Below are 22,727 nucleotides of genomic sequence, written 5' to 3'. Positions count from 1 at the left end.
GCACCTCGGCACAACAGGCGCACCTCACTGCACCTCACCGCACCTCGATGAAGCTCCCCGCGTCCCGCTCCGGCCGCGGCCGGGGCTCCTCCGCCGGATGACCCACCGCAACGGCCCCCATCGGATCCCAGTCCTCCGGCAGCCCGAGCACCTCCCGCACCACATCGCGGCAGAACATCGTGGACGACACCCACGCCGACCCCAGCCGCTCCCCGGCCAGCGCGACGAGGAAGTTCTGCACCCCGGCCCCCGCGGCGACGACGAACATCTCCCGCTCGGCCGCGTCCCGGCGCACATCGCCGTACGTGTGCGACCCGTCCATCACGAGACAGGGCACGACGAGGTACGGCGCCTTCCGCAGCACGTCCCCGCGCCGCACCCGTTTGGCTATGGACTCCTCGGACTTCCCGTCCCGCCGCAGATCGGCGATCCAGGCGTCCCGCATGGCGTCCAGCAGCCCGGTCCGCGCGCCCTCGGACTCCAGCAGCACGAACCGCCACGGCGTGGTGTGGTGCGGCGCAGGCGCGGTGACGGCCGCGGCGACGGCCCGCCGTACGGCACCGGGGTCGACGGGCTCGTCCGTGAAGGCCCGTACGGTACGGCGCTGGGTGACCGCCTCCCGCACGGCCTCGGAGGTCCCCAGCCGGAACATGTCGTCACGCGCGTCACGCACCATGGCCCGCGCCCCCTGCCCGTGCTCCCCGGCCACGACATGCGCCAGCCCGCGCACGACGGCGACGGGCAGCCCGGCGGCCTTGCCCTTGACGAGATCACCGGCGGCGGCCAGTTCGTCGGCCGTCGCCACGACGGTCGCGCTCAGCGGATTGCCGTACGCGTCCGTCCCGCCCCGCAGATCGTCCAGCACCCGCACCCCGGCGGCGCCGATCGCGACATCGGTGAGCCCGGCGCGCCAGGGCCGCCCGAAGGTGTCGGTGACGACGACCCCGACCTCGACCCCGAGGGCGTCCCGCAGCCCGTCCCGGATCGCCCGCGCGGACGCGTCCGGGTCCTCGGGCAGCAACAGCACGGTCCCCGAAGGGGTGTTGGAGGCGTCCACCCCGGCGGCGGCCATCACGAGCCCCTGCCGGTTCTCCACGATCCTGAGCGGCCCGCGCCGGGCCACGACCCGTACGGTCTCGGCGTCGATCGCGGCCTCCCGGTCGCCCGCCTCGACGACCCGCCCCTCCGCCTTGGACACGATCTTCGAGGTGACGAGCAGAACGTCCCCGTCGACCAGCCCCGGCTCGGCGGCTGCGATCAACTTGGCAAGATCGTCCCCCCGCGCAACCTCGGGCATCCCGGAAACGGCCCACACGCGGTAACCGCCGCCACCCCCGTCCACCGCACCGCTCGCCGCCCCGTCGTCCTTCGCCGGCCCGCCGCCGCCGGCATGCGCGCCGCCCCGGCTCCCGGCCACCGCTTCCGGCGTTTCCGCCGCGTCCCGCGCCCTGTCCGACGCCTCGCCGCTCAAGCTCCGCGCACCTCCTCCGCCAGCTCCAGCGCCTCCTGGGCCATCCGCGCGGTCGCGTCGAGGTCGGTCATCATCAGCGGTACGGCCCGGCAGCGGATGCCGGCCGACTCGATCCGCTCGACCGCGCCGGCGTCCACCGTGTCGACGAGCCAGCCGTCCAGGAGCCCCGAGCCGTAGTGCTCGGCGACCGCCGCGGCGGTGGACTCGACGCCGACCGCCGCGAGGACCTTGTCGGCCATGCCGCGCACGGGCGCGTCCCCGACGATGGGGGACAGCCCCACGACCGGCACCCCGGCCTCGGCGATCGCCTCGCGGATCCCCGGCACGGCGAGGATGGTGCCGACGGACACGACGGGGTTGGACGGCGGGAACAGCACGACGTCCGCCTCCGCGATCGCCTCCAGGACCCCCGGCGCCGGCTTGGCCTGCTCCGCGCCCACCGGCACGACCGCGTGGGCCGGCACGGACGCCCGCAGCCGCACCCAGTACTCCTGGAAGTGCACGGCCTTGCGCTCACCGTCGACCTCGACCGCGACATGCGTCTCGACCCGGTCGTCGGTCATCGGGATCAGCCGCACCCCCGGCTTCCACCGGTCGCACAGCGCCTCGGTCACCGCGCTCAGCGGATACCCGGCACCGATCATCTGCGTCCGCACGATGTGCGTGGCGAAGTCCCGGTCCCCGAGCCCGAACCACTCGGGCCCCACCCCGTACGCCGCGAGCTCCTCCTTGAGGTGGAAGGTCTCGTCCGCCCGCCCCCACCCCTGCTCCTCGTTGATGCCGCCGCCGAGCGTGTACATCACCGTGTCGAGGTCCGGGCAGACCTTCAGCCCGAAGAGGTGGATGTCGTCCCCGGTGTTGCCGATGACCGTGATGTCCGCGTCCGGCGCGGCCTGCTTGAGACCACGCAGGAAACGGGCACCGCCGATGCCGCCTGCCAGAACCACGATTCGCATGGGAACCAGTCTTGCAGGCGGGTACGACAACGCGTCACGCGGTGACGACGTCCACCTCGTCGTAGCTCTCGCGGGCGGTGCACGCCGTGTACATGGGCATCTCCGTCAGGCCCGGGTAGTAGACGTGCAGACTCACCGCCGGCTCCAGCGCGTCGTTGACGACCTCGTGCACGTACCCCGGCGCGAACACCCGCTGCCCTTCCGCCCCCAGCGTGCGCGTGCCCCGCTCGGTCCGTTCGGTCAGCGTGCCCTCCAGGACGGTGAGGACCCCGGAGGAGCGGCCGTGGTCGTGCAGGCCGCTGCCCTGCCCGGGGACCCAGGACAGCAGCCACACCTCGTAGCCGGGTCCGGTGCGCAGCCGGTGGTACCAGCGGCTGGTCGCGTCGTACTGGACGAGGTGCGCCCACTGCGAGCGGTCGGCGGCGAGGGAGCGGGCCAGTCCGACGAAGTCGGCGACGGTGGCCGGGTGCTCGCTGGGGGCCTGGAGGAGGTGCGGGACCTCGAGGAGGTCGCCGGCGATCTGGAGGTCGTTGTCGCTGTTCATGGGATGCGGTGGATCCTCGGCGAAGAGTGGGGGGGGGTGGCTGGGTGTCGCGTACCGCCCGCCCGGATCACGGGAAGACAGGAATGCCCGGGTGCGGGCGGGGCACAAGCAGCCGAGTCACGGTGGACTCAGGAGCAGCCGGAGCGCGATGGGCTCAACAGCTGGAACAGCAACAACAGCTACAGCGAGCGCGGGCAGCACCGTGGGACCCGGCCGTGCGGGTCGAGGTGAGTGCCAAGTTCGCGAGCATGCCCACAAGGACAGCGGCTCACACCTTCACTGTCAACTCGACACCCTGGAAGTGGGACATGTTTCACCTCATCCGGTCCATTCCCATGGTGAAAGGTTTGTTCAGGCGCCGACCGGGACACATGGCGCACAACCGGGCGCACGGGCCGTGAGGTCACCGTGACTTCCACCGGTGCGTACGGAACGAGTTCGAACTGACGGGCGTCCTTCCCTGCACAGGTCCGAAAGGCCTGGCGCGGCTCGGCAGCCCTCTCGGGTCTCGTCTGCCTGTCAAGGTTTATGCCGATTTGAACACTTTCAGCTAGGCCTTGGTTCCGCAGAGTGAATAAGGGGCCCAATAGCAGATCTCGGCTTGACTCGCCCGGAGCAGCACACTTGTAATTTCACTCGTGTCGTTCAGCCGAAATCGGTAACGGCCGTCACACGGGGACGCGAAGACAGACGAGGGGCGCACATGACCGAGCTGGTGCAGCAACTGCTGGTCGACGACGCGGACGAGGAACTCGGCTGGCAGGAGCGCGCGCTGTGCGCCCAGACCGACCCCGAGTCCTTCTTTCCCGAGAAGGGCGGCTCCACCCGCGAGGCCAAAAAGGTCTGCCTCTCCTGCGAGGTCCGCTCCGAGTGCCTCGAGTACGCCCTGGCCAACGACGAGCGCTTCGGCATCTGGGGCGGCCTGTCGGAACGCGAACGCCGCAGGCTGAAGAAGGCCGCCGTCTGACGCGCGGCAGGCTCCACCGCACTTTCCGTACGCAACCGAACGGCCCGTCGCGCCTGGGTTATCCACAGGCGGCGGGCCGTCGTCCTGCCCAGCCGATAGTGTGGGCGCTCGTCCGAGACGCCTCGCCGCCCCCTCAGGGCACAGGCGTCCACCGCAGTCCACCGAACCGGGGCCCGTACCTCGATGTCCGTGCATAGCCACACGGCAGCCCAAGACCTCGCTGCCACTCCTGAGTTCCCGCGTCATGTGGTGACCGCGGTGCTCGTCTCCCACGACGGCGCCCGCTGGCTGCCCGACGCGCTCGCCGGGCTGCTCGGCCAGGAGCGCCCCGTCCAGTTCGCCGTGGCCGCCGACACCGGCAGCGCGGACGACTCCGCGCAGCTGGTCACCGACGCCCTCGGCGCCGACCGGGTCCTGCACCTCGCCCGGCGCACCGGCTTCGGCCAGGCCGTCGAGGAGGCGAACCGCACCGCCCCGGTCCTCACTCCGGACGAACTGCCGTACCTCAAGCGGCCGAGCGGCTGGGACCCGGTCACGCGCACCTGGCGCGACGACGCCTACGACCTGCCGGAGCTGCCGCACGGCGAGCCGGTCCAGTGGCTGTGGCTGCTGCACGACGACTGCGCCCCCGAGCCCGACGCCCTGGCCCAGCTGCTGCGCGTCGTGGACAACGAACTGGAACTCGGCCGCGACGACGTCGCCGTCGTGGGCCCCAAGCTCCGCGGCTGGTACGACAAGCGGCAGCTCCTGGAGGTCGGCGTCTCCATCGCCAACTCCGGCCGCCGCTGGACGGGCCTGGACCGCCGCGAACAGGACCAGGGCCAGCACGACCACGTCCGGTCCGTCCTGTCGGTGTCCACCGCCGGCATGCTGATCCGCCGCGACCTCTTCGAGCAGCTCGGCGGCTTCGACCGGCGCCTGCCCCTCATGCGCGACGACGTCGACCTGTGCTGGCGCGCCCAGGCCGCCGGCCACCGCGTGCTCATCGCCCCCGAGGCCGTCGTACGCCATGCCGAGGCGGCCTCCCGCGAGCGCCGCACCGTCGACTGCGCGGGCCGCACCACGGCCTCCCCGCACAAGGTCGACAAGGCCGGCGCCGCCTACACCCTGCTCGTCAACGCCCGTACGGCGGCGCTGCCCTGGGTGCTGGTGCGCCTGGTCCTCGGCACCCTGCTGCGGACCGTCGCCTACCTCGTCGGCAAGGTCCCCGGACAGGCCCTCGACGAGATCCGCGGTCTCCTCGGCACCCTGCTGCGGCCCGAGCGGATCATCGCCGGGCGGAGCAGGCGCGGCAAGCCGGTCGTCGACAAGGACGAGCTCAGACAGCTGTTCCCGCCGCCCGGCGCGACCGTGCGGGCCACCGTGGAGCAGGTCGCGGGCAACCTCTTCGGAAGCTCCGACGCCGAGGCCACCAACGCCGGACGCCACGGCGGCGGCATCGAGTCCGGACCCGGCGGCGACGACGCGGAGTTCCTGGAGATCGAGCAGTTCGCCCGCCTCAAGCGCATCGCCCGCAAGCCGGGCCCGGTGCTCTTCCTGGCGCTGCTGCTGGTCGCCCTGGTCGCCTGCCGCAACCTCCTGGGCGGCGGCGCGCTGTCGGGCGGCGCCCTGCTGCCCGCCCCGGCCGACGCGAGCGAGCTGTGGTCGTGCTACGCGGACGCGTGGCACGCGGTGGGCGCCGGCGGCACCCCGTCCGCGCCGCCGTACCTGGCGATCATCGCCGCGCTGTCCTCCGTGCTGTTCGGCTCGACCGGTCTCGCCCTGACGGTCCTGCTCGTCTGCTCGGTGCCGCTGGCCGGCTTCACCGCCTACTTCGCCTCCCGCCCGCTCGTCGAGTCCCGCCTCCTGCGCGCCTGGGCGGCCGTCGTCTACGCCTTCCTGCCCGCCGCCACCGGCGCCCTCGCCGGCGGCCGCGTCGGCACCGCCGTCCTCGCCGTCCTGCTGCCGCTCATCGCGCGCGCGGGCGTCGTGGCCGGCGGGCTGACGAGCAGCACGGGCGCGCGTGGCAGTTGGCGCGCCACCTGGGCGTTCGCGCTCCTGCTGACGATCACCACGGCGTTCACGCCGATCATCTGGCCGATCACGCTGATCCTCGGCATCGGCCTCCTCGTCGTGCGCCGCACCGACATCACCGCCTACGGCCTGCGCTTCCTGGCCCAGTTCGGCACCCCCCTGCTGGTCCTCGCGCCCTGGTCGCTGTCGCTGCTCCCGTTCGGGTTCTTCCAGCAGGCGGGCCTGGAGTACGGCTCCTCGGCCGCCTCCGCCCTCGACCTGCTCGGCGCGAGCCCCGGCGGACCCGGCACCGTCGACGGGCTGATGCTCACCGGAGTGGTGCTGGCCGCGCTGGCCGCCCTGCTGCGCACCGAGCGGCAGTTCGGCATCTGGACGGCCTGGGCGGTGGCCCTGGTCGGCCTCGTCTTCGCGGTCCTGTCCAACGAATCGACCTGGGCGGGCCCCGCCACCCTCGTCTACGGCCTCGCCCTGCTGGCCGCCGCCGTGCTCGGCGCGGACGGGGCACGCGCACGCGTGGCCGAGCAGAGCTTCGGCTGGCGTCAGCCGGTCGCCGCCCTGATCGCCTTCGCCTCCGCCGCGGGCCCGCTGCTCGTCGCCGCCGGCTGGATGATCGGCGGCGCCGACGGACCGCTGGAGCGCCGCGACCCCGTCCAGGTGCCCGCGTTCGTCGCCGAGGAGAGCGGCACCCGCGACCAGGCCCGCACCCTCGTCCTCGACAGCGACTCCGCCACCCGCGTCGGCTACATGCTGGTGCGCGGCTCCGGCGCCCGCCTCGGCGACGCCGAACTCGCCGCGGCCGACGGGGAGAACGGCAAGCTGGACAAGGTCGTCGCCAACCTCGTCGCCGGCTCCGGCGCCGACCAGGCGGACCAGCTCGGCGGTTTCGCCGTGCGGTACGTCCTCGTGCACAAGGGCGCGCCCCGCCAGGTCACGCGTGTACTGGACGCCACACCCGGCCTGACCCGGCTCAGCCAGCAGGACGGCAGCGGACTGTGGCGGGTCGACCAGGAGGTCGCGCGCGCGACGATCGTCGCGAAGTCCGGCGCGGGCACCGCGCAGCCGGTGGCCGCGGGCCCCGTCGACCTCCACACCACGATCCCGTCCGGCGCCGACGGCCGGATCCTGCGCCTCGCCGACAGCGCCGACGAGGGCTGGACGGCCACCCTGGACGGCAGCCCGCTCACCCGCACCACCGTCGACGGCTGGGCCCAGGGCTTCGAACTGCCCGCCTCCGGCGGCAAGCTGGACGTCACCTTCGACGACCCCTTCACCCACACCCTCTGGCTGTGGATCCAGAGCTTCCTCGCCGTCGTCCTCGTGGTGATGGCCCTGCCCGGCCGCCGCCGTGACGTCGACGACGACCTCCCCGAGGAGCCCGCGGTGCCCGCCCAGGCCGTGGCGGGCGAAGGCCGCCGTGCCCGCCGACTGCGCGCCCAGGCCGAGGCCGAGGAGACCACCGGGCCCGAGGACCTCCCCGCTCCACCGCAGGAGGCTCCCGCGGCGGTCCCGCAGCAGCAGTCCTACGGCGACTGGGACGCCCCGAGCTACGCGAACGCCGAGTACGGCACCTACACCGGTGACCAGTACCAGGGCACCGCCCAGCAGTACCCGGCGGGCGGCTACGACCAGCAGCCGTACCAGGCGGACCCGTACCAGGGCGGCCAGTACGACCCGTACGCCTACGGCGGGCAGAACCAGCAGACGCCGTACGACCAGACGTACGGCGGCCAGTACGAGCAGCAGTACGACCAGGGCTACGACCCCGCGTACGACCCGGCGCAGCAGCAACCGGACTCCACCGGCAGTGAGCGCCCCGACGGGAGTCAGCAGTGAACCGCACCACCGTGTCCCTCATCGCCGGCACCGCCGCACTCGCCGCCGTCACCGGGTTCGCCACGCTCAGCTCACCGAAGGCCGCGGGCACCGCCGGGACGGCCGCCGAGCTGCCCGTGGAGCGCACCAGCCTGCTGTGCCCCTCGCCCAGCGCCTCCGACATAGCCGAGACGTCGTACACGTCCTTCACGCCCGTCACCAAGGGCGCGGGCAGCGGCGGCAAGGCCGAACTCCAGGCGGCCGCCGAGGAGTCGGACGGCAAGAGCAAGAGCAAGAACAAGAGCAAGGGCAAGAAGGCCGACAAGCCGGTCCTCGAACCCGCTGAGCCCGGCAAGCCCGCCACCGGTGACACCTCCGGCGGTTCCGCACCGGCTCTGGTCGGCACCGCCGAGGGGGAGTTCGCGCCGGGCTGGACCGTGCAGGAGACCACCGAGGTCGCCGCGGGCTCCGGACGCGGGCTGCAGGGCGTCAACTGCGCCGCCCCCGACACCGAGTTCTGGTTCCCGGGCGCGAGCACGGCCGCCGACCGCACCGACTACGTCCACCTGACCAACCCCGACGACTCCGCCGCCGTCGTCGACATCGAGCTCTACGGCAAGGACGGCGCCCTGGACTCCACGCTGGGGGAGGGCATCACCGTCGCGCCGCACTCCAGCGACCCGATCCTGCTGTCCACGCTCACGGAGGAGAAGCAGGAGAACCTCACCGTCCATGTGAACGTCCGCAGCGGGCGCGTGGGCGCCGCCGTGCAGGCGCTGGACGACAAGCTCGGCGGCGACTGGCTGGCCGCGTCCACCGACCCGTCCGGCAGCCTGGTGCTGCCCGGCATCCCGAAGGACGCCACCGCCGTACGCCTGGTCGCCTTCGCGCCCGGCGACGCCGACGCCGACCTCAAGGTGCAGCTCGCGTCCCCGTCCGGCCTGATCACCCCCGCCGGGAACGAGACGCTGCATGTGAAGGCGGGCATGACGGCCTCCGCCGACCTCGGTGACGTCACGCGCGGGGAGGCCGGTTCGCTGGTCCTGACCCCCACCGACACCTCCGTGCCGGTGGTCGCCGCGCTGCGGGTCGTGCGTGGCAAGGGGCACGACCAGGAGACGGCCTTCATCCCGGCCACGCGTCCCGTCGGCACGCGCGCGACGGTCGCCGACAACAGCGCCAAGGGCACCACGCTCTCCCTGACCGCTCCCACGCGCGGGGCCACCGTCAAGGTCACGGCGTCGGCGGGCAGCAAGGGGGGTGAGGCCGTCTCGAAGACGTTCACCCTCAAGGCAGGCACCACCCAGAATGTGGAGGCACCCACCCCGGCCGGCCTCAAGGGCACGTACGCCCTCACGGTGGAGCACGTCTCGGGAGGCCCGGTCTACGGCGCCCGCACCCTGGCGGCGACGGAGGACGGCGTCCCGGGCTTCACCATCCAGGCCCTCCCCAATGACCGGGGCATGGTGGCCGTGCCGGAGGCGGACCAGGACCTGTCGGTGCTCCAGAAGTAGCCCGCGACAGAAGTAGCCCGCGACGATCCGCGGCCGGTTCAGTCCTCGCCGTACCGCGGATCGACCGTCTCGGGAGTGAGTCCCAGCAACTCGGCCACCTGCTCCACGACGATCTCGTGCACCAGCGCCGCCCGCTCGTCGCGCCCCTTGGTGCGGATCTCCACCGGACGCCGGTAGACGACCACACGCGCGGGGCGCCCCTCACGCGCGGCGACCGTCCCGCCGAGCGGTACCGCCTCGTCGTTCCAGGACTGTCCGTCCAGCCGAGGCACCTCCAGGACCAGGAAGTCGATGTCGGCGAGCTGCGGCCAGCGCCGCTCCAGGCGCTCCACGGAGTCCTGCACCAGGTCCGCGAACGCCTCCGCCCGGCTCGCGGCGAGCGGCACCTGCGGCGGGGCGATCGGCCCGCGCATGCCCCGTCCGTGGCGATCACGGCGGCGGGGGCCGGGGCTGGTGGCGCGGGGCGGTACCTGGTTGTCCATCACTGGTGAAGGGTAATCCTCGCCGCCCTCCGGCGCCCGAGCCCACGCGGTACCACGGAAGCGGTCCGAAACGGCGTACGACCACCTCGTACGGCATGTCGGCAGTTGACCATTCCAGCCAAGGTTCGGCTCGATTCCGTATCTCTCGACGACCGTCGATCTCAAGGCAATTGACATGCTTTGTGTCGAGTCGTGGCCGGGTCGAGAGGTGTTCGGTCCCTCGAAAAGGGATGTCCACGCAGGTCATGGCGTTGTGACCGGAGTGGTGTGTGGGACGTTTCACAGCACGACACGGTGGAGTGACCTGGGGGAGAGTCTTCGCGGCCCGCTCAAGAGTGCGGTACCGTCCAACGTCGTGAGCCCTGTACGTCGCTGTTCGCGCACCGCTTGCGGCCGTCCCGCCGTCGCGACGCTGACGTACGTCTACGCCGACTCGACCGCGGTCCTCGGCCCGCTCGCCACCTACGCCGAACCCCACTGCTACGACCTGTGCGCCGAGCACTCCGAGCGCCTCACCGCCCCGCGCGGCTGGGAAGTCGTCCGGCTCCTCGACGCCTCGGCCCCGGCCCGGCCCAGCGGGGACGACCTGGAAGCGCTCGCCGACGCCGTGCGCGAGGCGGCCCGTCCCCGGGAGCGCGCCGCCGAGGCCGGCGGGGCCCGGCGGGCCGACCCGATGGAGGTCGCGCGCCGAGGCCATCTCCGGGTGCTGCGCTCTCCCGACAACTGACCTGCTCAGCTCCGGCACGACCCACTGTCAGTGGCTACGGGTAGTTTGTGGTGACCGACAGGACTTTCAGAAGGGTTGGCCGTGGCTGATCTGTCACAGCTCGTGAAGGCGTACGACGTGCGCGGAGTCGTTCCCGACCAGTGGGACGAGACGCTCGCCGAGCTCTTCGGTGCCGCCTTCGTCCAGGTGACCGGAGCGAGCGCCATCGTGACGGGTCACGACATGCGGCCCACGTCCCCGGGCCTGTCGCGGGCCTTCGCGCGCGGAGCGGCCGCCCTCGGCACGGACGTCACCGAGATCGGCCTGTGCTCGACCGACCAGCTGTACTACGCCTCGGGCGCGCTCAACCTGCCGGGCGCGATGTTCACGGCCTCCCACAACCCCGCCCAGTACAACGGCATCAAGCTGTGCCGCGCGGGCGCCGCCCCGGTCGGCCAGGACACCGGCCTCGCCGAGATCCGCGAACTGGTCGAGCGCTGGAGCGAGACGGGCGCCCCGGAGCCGGCGGCCTCGACGGGAACGATCACCGAGCGGGACACGCTGGAGGACTACGCGGCCCACCTGCTCTCCCTCGTCGACCTGACCGGCATCCGCCCCCTGAAGGTCGTCGTCGACGCGGGCAACGGCATGGGCGGCCACACCGTCCCGACCGTCTTCTCCGGACTGCCCCTGGACACCGTCCCGATGTACTTCGAGCTGGACGGCACCTTCCCGAACCACGAGGCCAACCCCCTCGACCCGGCCAACATCGTCGACCTCCAGAAGCGGGTCCGCGAGGAGGGGGCCGACCTCGGCATCGCCTTCGACGGCGACGCCGACCGCTGCTTCGTCGTCGACGAGCACGGCGACCCGGTCTCCCCGTCCGCCGTCACCGCCCTCGTGGCCTCCCGAGAGCTCGCCAGGAACGGCGGCAAGGGCACGGTCATCCACAACCTGATCACGTCCTGGTCGGTCCCGGAGGTCGTCGAGGAGAACGGCGGCACACCGGTACGCACACGCGTGGGCCACTCCTTCATCAAGGCCGAAATGGCGCGGACCGGCGCGATCTTCGGCGGCGAGCACTCCGCGCACTACTACTTCAAGGACTTCTGGAACGCCGACACCGGCATGCTGGCGGCCCTGCACGTCCTGGCCGCGCTGGGCGGCCAGGCCGGCCCGCTGTCGTCCCTGGTGGCCCAGTACGACCGTTACGTCGGCTCCGGCGAGATCAACTCCACGGTCGCCGACCAGGCAGGCCGCCTGGCGGCGATAAGGGCGGCCTACGAGGGCCAGGAGGACGTAAGCCTCGACGACCTCGACGGCCTCACGATCACCACCCCCGACTGGTGGTTCAACGTCCGCCCCTCCAACACCGAACCCCTCCTGCGCCTGAACGCGGAGGCAAGGGACGAGGCGACGATGACGAGGGTCAGGGACGAGGTACTGGCGGTCATCCGGGCCTGACGCAACGCGACCCGCTGGGTGGCGACGGGGGTGGTCGGCCGGTGACGCTGCGCCTCAACACCGGCACTTACCGCACCCCGGCCGCCTACGGGGCGCCGCCCCTCAGCGCCGTTCCCGGCCGCTCCTGCTCGTTCAGCCCGTCCAGCGTTGGAGGACGAGGCACTTCGGGGCCGAAGGGGTCGGGGCGGAGCCTGGCCGGATCGGGGTCGAGCCTCGTGGGGCCCGGGGGCGGAGCCCCGGCGGGTGGGCCAGGGGCGACAGTCCTGCGGTCCGTGAGGTGCGCGGACCCGTGGCGGACCCGTGGTCCGTGAGGTGCGCGGACCGGCGGCAGCCTCGCAGCCCCCGAGGTACGCAGACCCGTGGCGGACCCGTGACCCCCGAGGTGCGCAGACCGGTGGCAGCCTCGCAGCCCCCGAGGTGCGCAGACCGGCGGCAGTCCCGCGGCCCCGAGATACGCGGACCCGCGCCAGACCGCGGGCGCATCCGCGGCAATCCCCAGGTGCGTCCCCCTGCGTCCCCCTGCGCCCCACTCGGCGCCCCCGCTGCGCCCCACGCAGCGCCCCCCACTCCGGCCCACCCGGCGCAGCCCCCGCGCGGGGTCGAAGGGGCGGCAGCCCCTGGGGACGTGACAGGTAGGGGCGGCGGGGGCGAAACAAGCCCTACGGCACCCCCACCACCGACCTCGCCCCAACCCCCGCGCTCAACTCTCCCCGGCGGTACCCTGACCAGGCACATCCGCACAAGCAGCCGTATCGCCCCGAAGGGAACCCCCATGCCGCTCGAAGCCGGCCTCCTGGAGATCCTCGCCTGCCCGGCCTGTCACGCCCCCCTCAAGGAGCAGGACAGCGAGCTGATCTGCACCGGCCAGGACTGCGGCCTGGCGTACCCCGTCCGCGACGGCATCCCCGTCCTCCTCGTCGACGAGGCCCGCCGCCCCGCGTAACGCCCCGCTGCCGCCGTAGGCGAGACAGCACCCCGTTGCCGTGAGCGACACGACACAGCGACCCACAGCGACCTGGTGTCCCGGACCCGCGCGACCGACGACACCCGGCGAAGCGACAACCCGGCGTCCCGGAGACCCGGCGATCGGAGGCTGCCGCCCCATGCTCGACGAATCGCTGCTAGACACCCCCGAGGCACTCTCGGAGGCCGACCGCCGAGGCCTGCTCCGCGGCGCCGCGGAGGCCGGCGCCCGCGTCCGCACAGCGGCCCGGCACGCCGTCGAGGCCGGGGTGAACGACCTCAAGCCCGACGGCCGCCCGCGCGCGGTCCTCATCGCGGGCCCCGGCGCCGCCGCCACCCACGTGGCCGACCTCCTCGGCACGCTCGCCGGTGCCGGCAGCCCCGTCACCCGTCTCGCCCCCACCGGCGTGGCCCCCGCCGCGGGCGCCCTGCGCTGGGAACTCCCCGGCTGGGCGGGCTCGGTCGACCTCCTCCTGATCGCCACCCCCGACGGCACCGAACCCGGCCTGTCCCTGCTCGCCGACCAGGCCTACCGCCGCGGCTGCACGGTCGTCGCCGTGGCCCCCGCCGGCACCCCGCTCTTCGAGGCGGTCGAGGGCGCCCACGGCCTGTTCGTGCCCCTGGCGACCGCCCCGTACGAGCAGGACACATCCCTGACCGCATCCGCCCCCGGCGTCCTGTGGGCCCTGCTCACCCCGCTCCTCGCGATCCTCGACCGCACCGGCCTGCTGACCGCCCCGCCCGAGACCCTCGAGAAGATCGCCGGCCGCCTCGACCACATCGCCGAGCGCTGCGGCCCCGCCATCGCGACCTACAGCAACCCGGCCAAGACCCTCGCCTCCGAACTCGCCGACGCGCTCCCGGTGATCTGGACCGAGGGCACCTCCGCGGGGCCCGCGGGCCGTCGTTTCGCCGCGGCCCTCGCCGAGCTCTCCGGCCGCCCGTCCGTGGTCTCCGAACTGCCCGAGGCCCTGGCCGCGCACAGCACGCTGCTCGCCGGACCGCTGGCCGCCGGCGCCGACCCCGACGACTTCTTCCGCGACCGTGTCGAGCAAGACCCCGCGCTGCGCGCACGCGTGGTGCTCCTTCGCGACCGTCCGATCGGCGGACTCAGCGCCGCCCCGGCCGCCCGTGACCTGGCCCTCGGCCACGACACGCCGATCAGCGAGCTGGAACCGGAGCCCGGGGGCGAGATCGAGACCCTCGCGGAACTGATCGCCGTCACGGATTTCGCCGCCGTTTACCTGGCGCTCGTCTCGGGGGCCTGACGTTGTCGGGACGCCCTGAAAGCCGTACGTAGAGAAAGAGCCTGATGGACCGCCTCGAGAACACCATCCGCCCCTACGCCTGGGGATCCGCCACCGCCATCCCCGAACTCCTCGGCACCCGGCCGACCGGTGAACCGCAGGCGGAGATGTGGATGGGCGCCCACCCGGGAGCCCCCTCACGCACCGGCCGGGGCACGCTCGTCGAGGTCATCGACGCGGACCCGGAGAAGGAACTCGGCGCCGAGGCGGTCGCCAGGTTCGGCCCCCGGCTGCCCTTCCTGCTCAAGATCCTCGCCGCGGGCGCCCCGCTCTCCCTCCAGGTACACCCCGACCTCGCCCAGGCGAAAGAGGGCTACGACGACGAGGAGCGCCGCGGCATCCCCGTGGACGCGGGCCACCGCAACTACAAGGACGCCAACCACAAGCCCGAACTGATCTGCGCGCTCACCGAGTTCGACGGCCTGTGCGGCTTCCGCGAGCCCGCGCGCGCGGCCGAGCTGCTCGACGCGCTCGGCGTCGACTCCCTCAAGCCGTACGTCGACCTCCTGCACGCCCGCCCCGAGGAGGCGGCCCTGCGCGAGGTCCTGACGGCCGTCCTGACCGCCGACCGCGCGGAGATGGCGCACACGGTCACCGAGGCCGCGGCAGCCTGCGCCCGCCTCGGCGGCGACCACGCCCCCTACGCCGACATCGCCCACCACTACCCGGGCGACCCGGGCGTCATCGCCGCGATGCTCCTCCATCACGTCCGACTCCAGCCCGGCGAGGCCCTGTTCCTCGGCGCCGGCATCCCGCACGCCTATCTGAGCGGCCTCGGCGTCGAGATCATGGCCAACTCCGACAATGTGCTGCGCTGCGGCCTGACCCCCAAGCACGTCGACGTCCCCGAGCTCCTGCGCGTCGTCCGCTTCGAGGCCGCCGACCCGGGCGTGCTCCGCCCCGAGGCGTCCCCCGACGGCGAGGAGGTCTACGAGACCCCCATCGACGAGTTCCGACTGTCCCGGTATGTCCTCCCCGAGGGTGCCGCTTCCCACGACCTGACCCGCCCGACCCCGCAGATCCTGCTCTGCACGGCAGGTTCCGTGCGAGTCGGGGCAGACGAACTGAGCCCCGGCCAGTCGGTGTTCGTTCCGGCGGGTGAGAAGGCCGAGGTGTCGGGCGCGGGCACCGTCTTCCGGGCGACTGTGATCGTGTGACCGACATGTACGACTGAGACGTGTGATCGTATGACCGGCCCTGTGGACGGCTGAGACGTCCGCGCCGGGCGGGGCTGCAAGAATGGCCCCGTCGGCAAAGGACGGGCAAAGAGCCTGGACGGCGTAGAGACATTTGAGGCGAAGGGACAACGCGACCAGATGAGCGCGTCAGGCGGAACCAGGGCGATCGTGGCGGCACTCGGCGCCAACCTCGCGATCGCGGCATCGAAGTTCGTGGCGTTCGCGTTCAGCGGCTCGTCCTCGATGCTCGCCGAGGGCGTGCACTCGCTCGCGGACTCCGGAAACCAGTTCCTGCTGCTCGTCGGCGGCAAGAAGTCCCAGCGCGAGGCCACCCCGCAACACCCCTTCGGCTACGGCCGCGAGCGCTACATCTACGCCTTCCTGGTCTCCATCGTCCTCTTCTCGGTCGGCGGCATGTTCGCCGTCTACGAGGGCTACGAGAAGATCAAGCACCCGCACGAGATCGAGCACTGGTACTGGCCGGTGGGCGTCCTCGTCTTCGCCATCATCGCCGAGGGCTTCTCCTTCCGGACGGCCATCAAGGAGTCCAACCCGCTGCGCGGCGACCTCTCCTGGAAGGAGTTCGTGCGCCGCGCCAAGGCTCCCGAACTCCCGGTCGTGCTCCTGGAGGACTTCGGCGCACTGGTCGGTCTGGTCCTCGCTCTCGGGGGCGTCGGCCTGGCTCTGCTCACCGGCGACGGCGTATGGGACGGCATCGGCACCCTCTGCATCGGCATCCTGCTCATCCTGATCGCCCTCGTCCTGGCGGTGGAGACCAAGTCCCTGCTGCTCGGCGAGTCCGCCGGAATCGAGGCGGTCCGGAAGATCGAGGCCGCGATCGTCGACGGCGCCACCGTCACGGGCATCATCCACATGCGCACGCTCCACCTCGGCCCCGAGGAACTGCTCGTCGCCGCCAAGATCGCCGTCCAGCACGACGACACGGCCGGTGAGGTCGCCTCCGCGATCAACGCGGCCGAGTCCCGCATCCGCGAGGCCGTCCCCATCGCCCGCGTCATCTACCTCGAACCGGACATCTACAGCGAGGCCGAGGCCCTCAAGGGCCCCGACCGCGAGGCGACCCCTGGGGGACCGGCACCGCACCCTGCCGAGCACTGATCACCGGTCCACAGCGGCCGTAAGGGCCCGCGCCCCCGCACCGGGGCGCGGGCCCTTCGCTCACTTGATCTCGCTCAGCACGACCAGCACGGCTCCCTTCTCCGGCACCGCGAGGAGCCGCGCCCGGAACCTGGAACAGGGCGAGGGTGCGCAGGTGTTCATCACCCGCGGCCGCCTCCGGCACGGAGATCATGAACACCAGCCTGGCCTCCGTACCGTCCAGCGAGCCCCACTCGACGCCTTCGGCGGACCGTGCGAACCGACGACAGGCGCGGTCACGGCATCCGTCTTGGCGTACGGGATCGCTGTCTCCTGCTCAGTGAGACAGCCGGAGTGGGCCTCGCGATCGGGTTCGGCCATGACGTGTGCGTCGGCTGCTGCCGCGGGTGCGTTGTTGGCTTCGGCCTGAATGCTGGTCCTGGGGATGCCCAGACCACCGAACGGGTCGGTGTGCCCGCCGAGCGAGAGCGAGATCAGCAGCCCGCCGACCACCACGAACGGGATCATGTAGCTGACCCCGTTCATCAGCGCCTGATCCCCGACGCTCCGCTCCTTGCCGCCGCCCGACACGGAGACGGCCGGGACGCCGTCCGACGTGTGCACCGGCGCCGACCTCACGGTCAGAACCAGCCTGCCCACGAAACGGCTCAGGTCCATGTCCTTGTCGGCGGCGACGATGATGCCGTCCGCGGTGCTGACATCGTTTTGATCAGGACGTTTTCAGCCCCGATCGATCCCTGCGTCTCCCCCTTCATGTGACGCCACGGCTCGCGGCGGCCTGCGCGAGCTTCTCCGCGGCCATGTACGTGTGCGCCATGCCGGTCGGGCACACGGTCACCGCCAGCAGCTTCACCCACCGCTGCTCACTGCCGCCGCCCATTGGGGGAGGTCCGACCGGACTGGCCCCGTCGATCTCCTCACGCCTTTGTCACACGGAAACGCCGTCCCGGACGCCCAGCAAGATCGATCAGCTGTTCCGATCTCTCCACATCCCCCCTCACCGGCCCCTGCCGTCCAAGCAGCAAAAGTCCTCGGATGACCTGGTCCGTTGCCGCCCGTTGCCGCCCGTTCGGCAGTGCGTGCGCCGGTTGCCACCACCGTGACGGCACCCTGCCCGGGCGGCCGACGGCACCCGGCCCCCATCCCGGACTGCAGCCGGCGATCGGCCTGATGTATTCGGAGGCGGACTGGGGTGCCCCGGCCGACCGGTGTAGCTTGGGACGAAGCCAGACGTCGCTGCTGATGGCGGTCGGGCGGTCCCACCGCGGACCGGCCGAGGGAGAGAGGGCCTCCGACGGACTGCGCTGCGCGCACCGGGCATGCCTATGTCCTCTTCGGGCACCCCTGTGTCCGCCGCCGCGCAGACCAGCCGTACCCACCTCGCCCCAACCCCGAGGAGCACCTCGCAATGACGACTGTCGACAACCGACAGGACTTCAAGGTCGCCGACCTCTCCCTGGCCGAGTTCGGCCGCAAGGAGATCACCCTCGCCGAGCACGAGATGCCCGGCCTGATGTCGATCCGCAAGGAGTACGCCGAGGCGCAGCCGCTCGCCGGCGCCCGCGTCACCGGCTCCCTGCACATGACCGTGCAGACCGCCGTCCTCATCGAGACCCTGGCCGCCCTGGGCGCCGAGGTCCGCTGGGCGTCCTGCAACATCTTCTCCACCCAGGACCACGCGGCCGCCGCCATCGCCGTCGGCCCGAACGGCACGCCCGACAACCCCCAGGGCATCCCGGTGTTCGCCTGGAAGGGCGAGACCCTGGAGGAGTACTGGTGGTGCACGGAGCAGGCGCTGACCTGGCCGAACACCCCCACCGGCGGCCCGAACATGATCCTGGACGACGGCGGTGACGCCACCCTCCTCGTCCACAAGGGCGTCGAGTACGAGAAGGCCGGCAAGGTCCCCTCGGTCGACACCGCCGAGAACGAGGAGCACCGGGTCATCCTGGAACTCCTGAACCGCACCATCACCGACGGCTCCCAGAAGTGGACCCAGCTCGCCTCGGAGATCCGCGGCGTGACCGAGGAGACCACGACCGGTGTCCACCGCCTGTACGAGATGCACCGCGACGGCACCCTCCTGTTCCCGGCGATCAACGTCAACGACGCCGTCACCAAGTCGAAGTTCGACAACAAGTACGGCTGCCGTCACTCCCTGATCGACGGCATCAACCGCGCCACCGACGTCCTCATCGGCGGCAAGACCGCGGTGGTCTGCGGCTACGGCGACGTGGGCAAGGGCTGCGCGGAGTCCCTGCGCGGCCAGGGCGCCCGCGTCATCGTCACCGAGATCGACCCGATCTGCGCCCTCCAGGCGGCGATGGACGGCTACCAGGTCACGACCCTCGACGAGGTCGTCGACAAGGCCGACATCTTCATCACCACGACTGGCAACAAGGACATCATCATGGCCTCGGACATGGCCAAGATGAAGCACCAGGCCATCGTCGGCAACATCGGCCACTTCGACAACGAGATCGACATGGCCGGCCTCGCCCAGATCCCCGGCATCGTCAAGGACGAGGTCAAGCCGCAGGTCCACACCTGGAAGTTCCCCGACGGCAAGGTGCTCATCGTCCTGTCGGAGGGCCGCCTGCTGAACCTGGGCAACGCCACCGGCCACCCGTCGTTCGTGATGTCCAACTCCTTCGCGGACCAGACCCTGGCCCAGATCGAGCTGTTCACCAAGCCCGACGAGTACCCGACCGACGTCTACGTGCTGCCCAAGCACCTCGACGAGAAGGTCGCCCGCCTCCACCTGGAGGCGCTCGGCGTGAAGCTGACCCAGCTGCGCCCCGAGCAGGCGGCGTACATCGGCGTCGAGGTCGACGGCCCGTACAAGCCGGACCACTACCGCTACTGAGCCGTACGGCACAGCAGTAGTACCTCCGAGGCAGGCCCCCGCACCCCCGTGTCGGGGGCCTGCCCCGTTGGCCTTGTGGACCCTTCTTCGGCCCTGCTCCCGCGCCATGTGACCGTCAGGCCGGACAGCCCGTCAGAACCCAGGACTCCCATGCCCCGCGGCCGTTATTCGCTCCACGATCCGCACGATCACACCCCCCTCGCGGAAGAACACTTCCAGTGCGCCCCCGGCCCGTCCGGCTGGCGCTACGTCTCTCAACTGACCACCCCCGCGGGCGATCACAGCGGCTCGGTCGACCTCACCCTCGACGAACTCGGCCGCCCCATCCGCCTCGAACTGCACGCCGCGAGCTGGCAGGTCCGCGGTGCCGCGCTCGACGGCGTCACCTGGGTCCGCACGGACCCCACCGGGTCCCACGCCACGGAAGGCAATGTCCCCGCCCACGCCTTCACCGGCACATCCCCCGCGTTCCTCGTCGCCACCACCCGTCTCCTGCGCCTCACCCCCTCCGCATCAGCAACTCGCGTACGCCTCGTGGCCTTCACGGACCCCGTCCTCGCCCCGCGCACCGTGGACCAGTCCTGGACCTTGCTGAAAAGAGAAGCACACGCCACTGACAACGGCCCGCTGATCGTGGAGGAATACCAGGTCACAGCGCTGGACACGGGCGAGCAGCACACCGTGCACATCGCCGGGGACGTGGTCCTCGCAGCCCCCGGAATCGAGCTGGAGGACCTCGAATCACCGCCGTCGACGTTCCCCGGAACACCGCTCGACTGAACCGACCTCGGCGGATGCCCGCTCCGGCACTCGACACCAGTGGGGCCGCGGGCACCCGCGGGATCACGCCGGCGGGACGAACCCGGAAGCTGGCCTGCCCTCCGACGGCACTGCGGGCGGGGGTCCGTCGGAGGACTCCTCGACCGGAACCCCAGGACGCTCCACGACCGGATTCGCCTCGACGCCGTACGAGACGGGCGACTGAGGAGAGGAGGGACCGAAGGGTCGCGCCCCCGGATACGGATAGCCGCCCTGCATCCCGAACGCAGGGCCGGGCACCACGCCAGTAGGGGCCCCGGCTCCCACCGCAACGCCGCCGAAGGCCCGCCGGGACTCGCGGGCCTGCCGCTCCTGCACCACCGCCGCCAGATACGCACCCGGCGGCACATCCCGCGGCGCCGGAGCCCCCGTACGCGCCGCGAGATCGGACGCCAGCCGCTCCGCCATGGCCCAGCCGACCTGCGGATCGAGTTGGTGCATCCGCGTCAGGTACTGACGGATGGCAAGCCACAGGCCATCGGGAACCGCCGACAGATCGAGCTGGGAGAACCGGCCGGCCAGCCAGGGCGGAGGCGGCGGCACGAATCCGCTGGGCGCCACGGGAATCCGTTCCCGCACGACCAGCGTCCCCGCGAACACGTCACCGAGCCGACGCCCACGCGCGGAGACGAGCGAGGCGATACAGGCCACGACCCCGAACGTCATCAGAATCTCGACCACACCGATCGCACCACGCACCAGCGCATGCCGGAACCGGATGGGCCCGCCGTCGTCCCGCACCACGCGAAGCCCCACAGCGAGCTTCCCCAGCGACCGACCATGGCTGAGCGTCTCGACCGCGATGGGCCCGCCCACCAGGACGAGCAGGAACGCGGCGATCGACAGCGCCACCTGGGCCGCGTCGTCCAACGACGCGGAAGCGGCCACTACCGCGACGGTCACGGCGATGTACACGACCACTGCTACGACCAGATCGACCAGCACGGCCAACGCCCTGCTGGGCAGCCTCGCAGGGCGCAACTCAAGCGCCACCGCCTCGCCCGTCACCAGCTCACTCACGCCTGCCGTCCTTCCCCTGACCCGCCTCGTGAACCGCCAGTCTGCCAAGCTGAGGGCGCATCGCGCCGCAGTACGACAAGCTGACATCCACGACGGACCGCCGACGAAGCCGAGGAGCAGGCACACCGATGGACCTCGACGTCTTCGTCACCGCCCACCGAGCCGAGTGGGACCGCCTCGACGCCCTGCTCCGGCGCCAGCGCCGCCTCAACGGCGCCGAGACGGACGAGCTCGTCACCCTCTACCAGCGCACCGCCACGCACCTCTCCCTGATCCAGTCCAGCGCCCCCGACCCACAGCTCACCGGCCGGCTCAGCCAACTCGTGGCACGCGCGCGTAGTGCCGTCACAGGAACCCGCCGCGCCTCTTGGCGCGACGTCACACGCTTCCTGGCATACGGCTTCCCCGCCGCGGTCTACCGATCGCGCCACTGGTGGGTGCCCACCGCGCTGCTCTCCACGGTCGTCGCAGCCCTCCTCGGCTGGTGGATCGGCACCCATCCCGAGGTGCAGTCCTCCATTGCGGCCCCCAGCGAACTGCGCGAGCTCACACGCCCCGGCGGCCAGTACGAGACGTACTACTCCAGCCATCCCGCCGCGTCCTTCGCCGCCCAGGTCTGGACGAACAACGCACAGGCCGCTGCCACGTGCCTCGTCCTGGGCATCTTTCTGGGCCTCCCGGTCCTCTGGATCCTGTTCGAGAACATGCTCAACCTCGGTGTGGGCGTCGGCCTCATGTCCTCGGCCGGCCGCCTCGACACCTTCCTCGGCCTCGTACTCCCTCACGGACTCCTCGAACTCACCGCAGTCTTCGTCGCCGCCGGCACAGGTCTGCGTCTCGGCTGGACCCTGATCGATCCGGGGCCCCGCTCCCGGCGCACCGCACTGGCGGAGGAGGGCCGAGCCGCCGTCGGCATGGCGATAGGCCTCGCCATGGTCCTGTTCGTCTCGGGCGCCATAGAAGGCTTCGTCACGCCCTCGGGCCTGCCCACCTGGGCCCGCATAGCCATCGGGATCGTCGCCGAGCTGACCTTCCTCGCCTACGTCTTCGTCCTGGGCGGACGAGCGGCGCGTGCGGGTGACACGGGCGACGTCGAGGCGGCCGAACGCAGCGCCACCGTGCCTACTGCTGCCTGATGTGCGAGGGGCCGTACCGAGCTGCTACTGTCTCCTTCGCCCCACAGGAGCCGTTGACACGGAAGCTGCGGGGAGGTAGATTCGAACAGTTGCCTGGAGCCGGGTTCATCCCGCTCGGCAGCGGTGAGTGTCTGTCTGCTTCTGGAAATCTTGATTTCGAAGAAGCTACTTCCCGATAAATCGGAAACAGATGGCCTGTCAGTCCGGCCCGAAACTTCTGATAATGTTGGGAGCGCCGGAAAGGGAAACGCGAGAGCGGGAACCTGGAAAGCACCGAGGAAATCAGAACCGGAAACGGTCTGATAGAGTCGGAAACGCAAGACCGAAGGGAAACTGCCCGGAGGAAAGCCCGAGAGGGTGAGTACAAAGGAAGCGTCCGTTCCTTGAGAA

At 71.7% G+C, this 22,727-nt stretch carries 17 protein-coding genes and 1 pseudogene; 12 read left to right on the top strand and 6 right to left on the bottom strand.

The window, feature by feature from the left end; all coding sequences use genetic code 11:
• Positions 1 to 34: 34 nt before the first annotated feature.
• The 3 genes from ACFVYN_RS20435 to ACFVYN_RS20425 form a co-directional block, all read right to left on the bottom strand.
• Positions 35 to 1,342: a coenzyme F420-0:L-glutamate ligase gene (locus ACFVYN_RS20435; protein WP_390000618.1), complete on the bottom strand. Its 1,308-nt coding sequence runs from the start codon at positions 1,340 to 1,342 to the stop codon at positions 35 to 37.
• Between the two features lie 125 nt (positions 1,343 to 1,467).
• On the bottom strand, positions 1,468 to 2,427 hold the full coding sequence (cofD, locus tag ACFVYN_RS20430; protein WP_381133203.1) for a 2-phospho-L-lactate transferase: 960 nt from the start codon (positions 2,425 to 2,427) through the stop codon (positions 1,468 to 1,470).
• Between the two features lie 34 nt (positions 2,428 to 2,461).
• Positions 2,462 to 2,971, bottom strand: coding sequence for a cysteine dioxygenase (locus tag ACFVYN_RS20425; protein ID WP_390000433.1), 510 nt, complete (start codon positions 2,969 to 2,971; stop codon positions 2,462 to 2,464).
• Between the two features lie 703 nt (positions 2,972 to 3,674).
• Here ACFVYN_RS20425 and ACFVYN_RS20420 point away from each other — a divergent pair.
• From ACFVYN_RS20420 to ACFVYN_RS20410, 3 genes are all read left to right on the top strand, one after another.
• Positions 3,675 to 3,938: a WhiB family transcriptional regulator gene (locus ACFVYN_RS20420; RefSeq protein WP_003990679.1), complete on the top strand. Its 264-nt coding sequence runs from the start codon at positions 3,675 to 3,677 to the stop codon at positions 3,936 to 3,938.
• A 183-nt stretch (positions 3,939 to 4,121) separates the two neighbouring features.
• Complete coding sequence (locus tag ACFVYN_RS20415; protein WP_390000431.1) at positions 4,122 to 7,784, top strand: glycosyltransferase; 3,663 nt, start codon at positions 4,122 to 4,124, stop codon at positions 7,782 to 7,784.
• Positions 7,781 to 9,277, top strand: coding sequence for a DUF5719 family protein (locus ACFVYN_RS20410; RefSeq protein WP_390000428.1), 1,497 nt, complete (start codon positions 7,781 to 7,783; stop codon positions 9,275 to 9,277). The genes ACFVYN_RS20415 and ACFVYN_RS20410 overlap by 4 nt, the downstream gene beginning before the upstream one ends.
• A gap of 38 nt (positions 9,278 to 9,315) precedes the next feature.
• On the opposite strand, the gene ACFVYN_RS20405 is transcribed toward ACFVYN_RS20410, so the two are convergent.
• A complete protein-coding gene (locus ACFVYN_RS20405) occupies positions 9,316 to 9,759 on the bottom strand; it encodes a metallopeptidase family protein (RefSeq protein ID WP_390000616.1) in 444 nt (147 codons plus the stop codon).
• Between the two features lie 355 nt (positions 9,760 to 10,114).
• Between ACFVYN_RS20405 and ACFVYN_RS20400 the strand changes: the two genes are divergently transcribed.
• From ACFVYN_RS20400 to ACFVYN_RS20375, 6 genes are all read left to right on the top strand, one after another.
• Entirely contained in the window at positions 10,115 to 10,486 is a 372-nt protein-coding gene (locus tag ACFVYN_RS20400; RefSeq protein WP_390000425.1) for a DUF3499 domain-containing protein, read from the top strand.
• Between the two features lie 75 nt (positions 10,487 to 10,561).
• On the top strand, positions 10,562 to 11,929 hold the full coding sequence (locus ACFVYN_RS20395) for a phosphomannomutase/phosphoglucomutase (RefSeq protein WP_390000422.1): 1,368 nt from the start codon (positions 10,562 to 10,564) through the stop codon (positions 11,927 to 11,929).
• 772 nt (positions 11,930 to 12,701) lie between these two features.
• Complete coding sequence (locus ACFVYN_RS20390) at positions 12,702 to 12,872, top strand: Trm112 family protein (protein ID WP_109005418.1); 171 nt, start codon at positions 12,702 to 12,704, stop codon at positions 12,870 to 12,872.
• A gap of 160 nt (positions 12,873 to 13,032) precedes the next feature.
• Complete coding sequence (locus tag ACFVYN_RS20385) at positions 13,033 to 14,160, top strand: SIS domain-containing protein (protein ID WP_390000419.1); 1,128 nt, start codon at positions 13,033 to 13,035, stop codon at positions 14,158 to 14,160.
• A 44-nt stretch (positions 14,161 to 14,204) separates the two neighbouring features.
• Positions 14,205 to 15,356: a mannose-6-phosphate isomerase, class I gene (gene manA / locus ACFVYN_RS20380; protein WP_390000417.1), complete on the top strand. Its 1,152-nt coding sequence runs from the start codon at positions 14,205 to 14,207 to the stop codon at positions 15,354 to 15,356.
• A gap of 159 nt (positions 15,357 to 15,515) precedes the next feature.
• The gene (locus ACFVYN_RS20375; RefSeq protein ID WP_390000414.1) at positions 15,516 to 16,496 is read left to right on the top strand and encodes a cation diffusion facilitator family transporter; all 981 of its coding nucleotides are present in this window, start codon (positions 15,516 to 15,518) and stop codon (positions 16,494 to 16,496) included.
• 390 nt (positions 16,497 to 16,886) lie between these two features.
• Here ACFVYN_RS20375 and ACFVYN_RS20370 read toward each other — a convergent pair.
• Positions 16,887 to 17,376 (bottom strand): annotated as a pseudogene (locus ACFVYN_RS20370) (fructose PTS transporter subunit IIB); the annotation flags it as partial.
• Between the two features lie 528 nt (positions 17,377 to 17,904).
• Between ACFVYN_RS20370 and ahcY the strand changes: the two are divergent.
• Complete coding sequence (ahcY, locus tag ACFVYN_RS20365; RefSeq protein WP_390000412.1) at positions 17,905 to 19,362, top strand: adenosylhomocysteinase; 1,458 nt, start codon at positions 17,905 to 17,907, stop codon at positions 19,360 to 19,362.
• A 150-nt stretch (positions 19,363 to 19,512) separates the two neighbouring features.
• The gene (locus ACFVYN_RS20360; protein ID WP_390000410.1) at positions 19,513 to 20,142 is read left to right on the top strand and encodes a hypothetical protein; all 630 of its coding nucleotides are present in this window, start codon (positions 19,513 to 19,515) and stop codon (positions 20,140 to 20,142) included.
• Positions 20,143 to 20,205: 63 nt separating this feature from the next.
• Here ACFVYN_RS20360 and ACFVYN_RS20355 read toward each other — a convergent pair whose 3' ends face one another.
• On the bottom strand, positions 20,206 to 21,201 hold the full coding sequence (locus ACFVYN_RS20355) for an RDD family protein (protein ID WP_390000408.1): 996 nt from the start codon (positions 21,199 to 21,201) through the stop codon (positions 20,206 to 20,208).
• 128 nt (positions 21,202 to 21,329) lie between these two features.
• Between ACFVYN_RS20355 and ACFVYN_RS20350 the strand changes: the two genes are divergently transcribed.
• On the top strand, positions 21,330 to 22,337 hold the full coding sequence (locus ACFVYN_RS20350; protein WP_390000406.1) for a stage II sporulation protein M: 1,008 nt from the start codon (positions 21,330 to 21,332) through the stop codon (positions 22,335 to 22,337).
• Positions 22,338 to 22,727 lie beyond the last annotated feature (390 nt).

This window comes from Streptomyces sp. NPDC058307, from assembly GCF_042880295.1.
Taxonomy (GTDB): Bacteria; Actinomycetota; Actinomycetes; order Streptomycetales; family Streptomycetaceae; genus Streptomyces.
The sequence above is the reverse complement of the archived record's forward strand: the minus strand, read 5'-3'. Positions and strand labels throughout refer to the sequence as shown.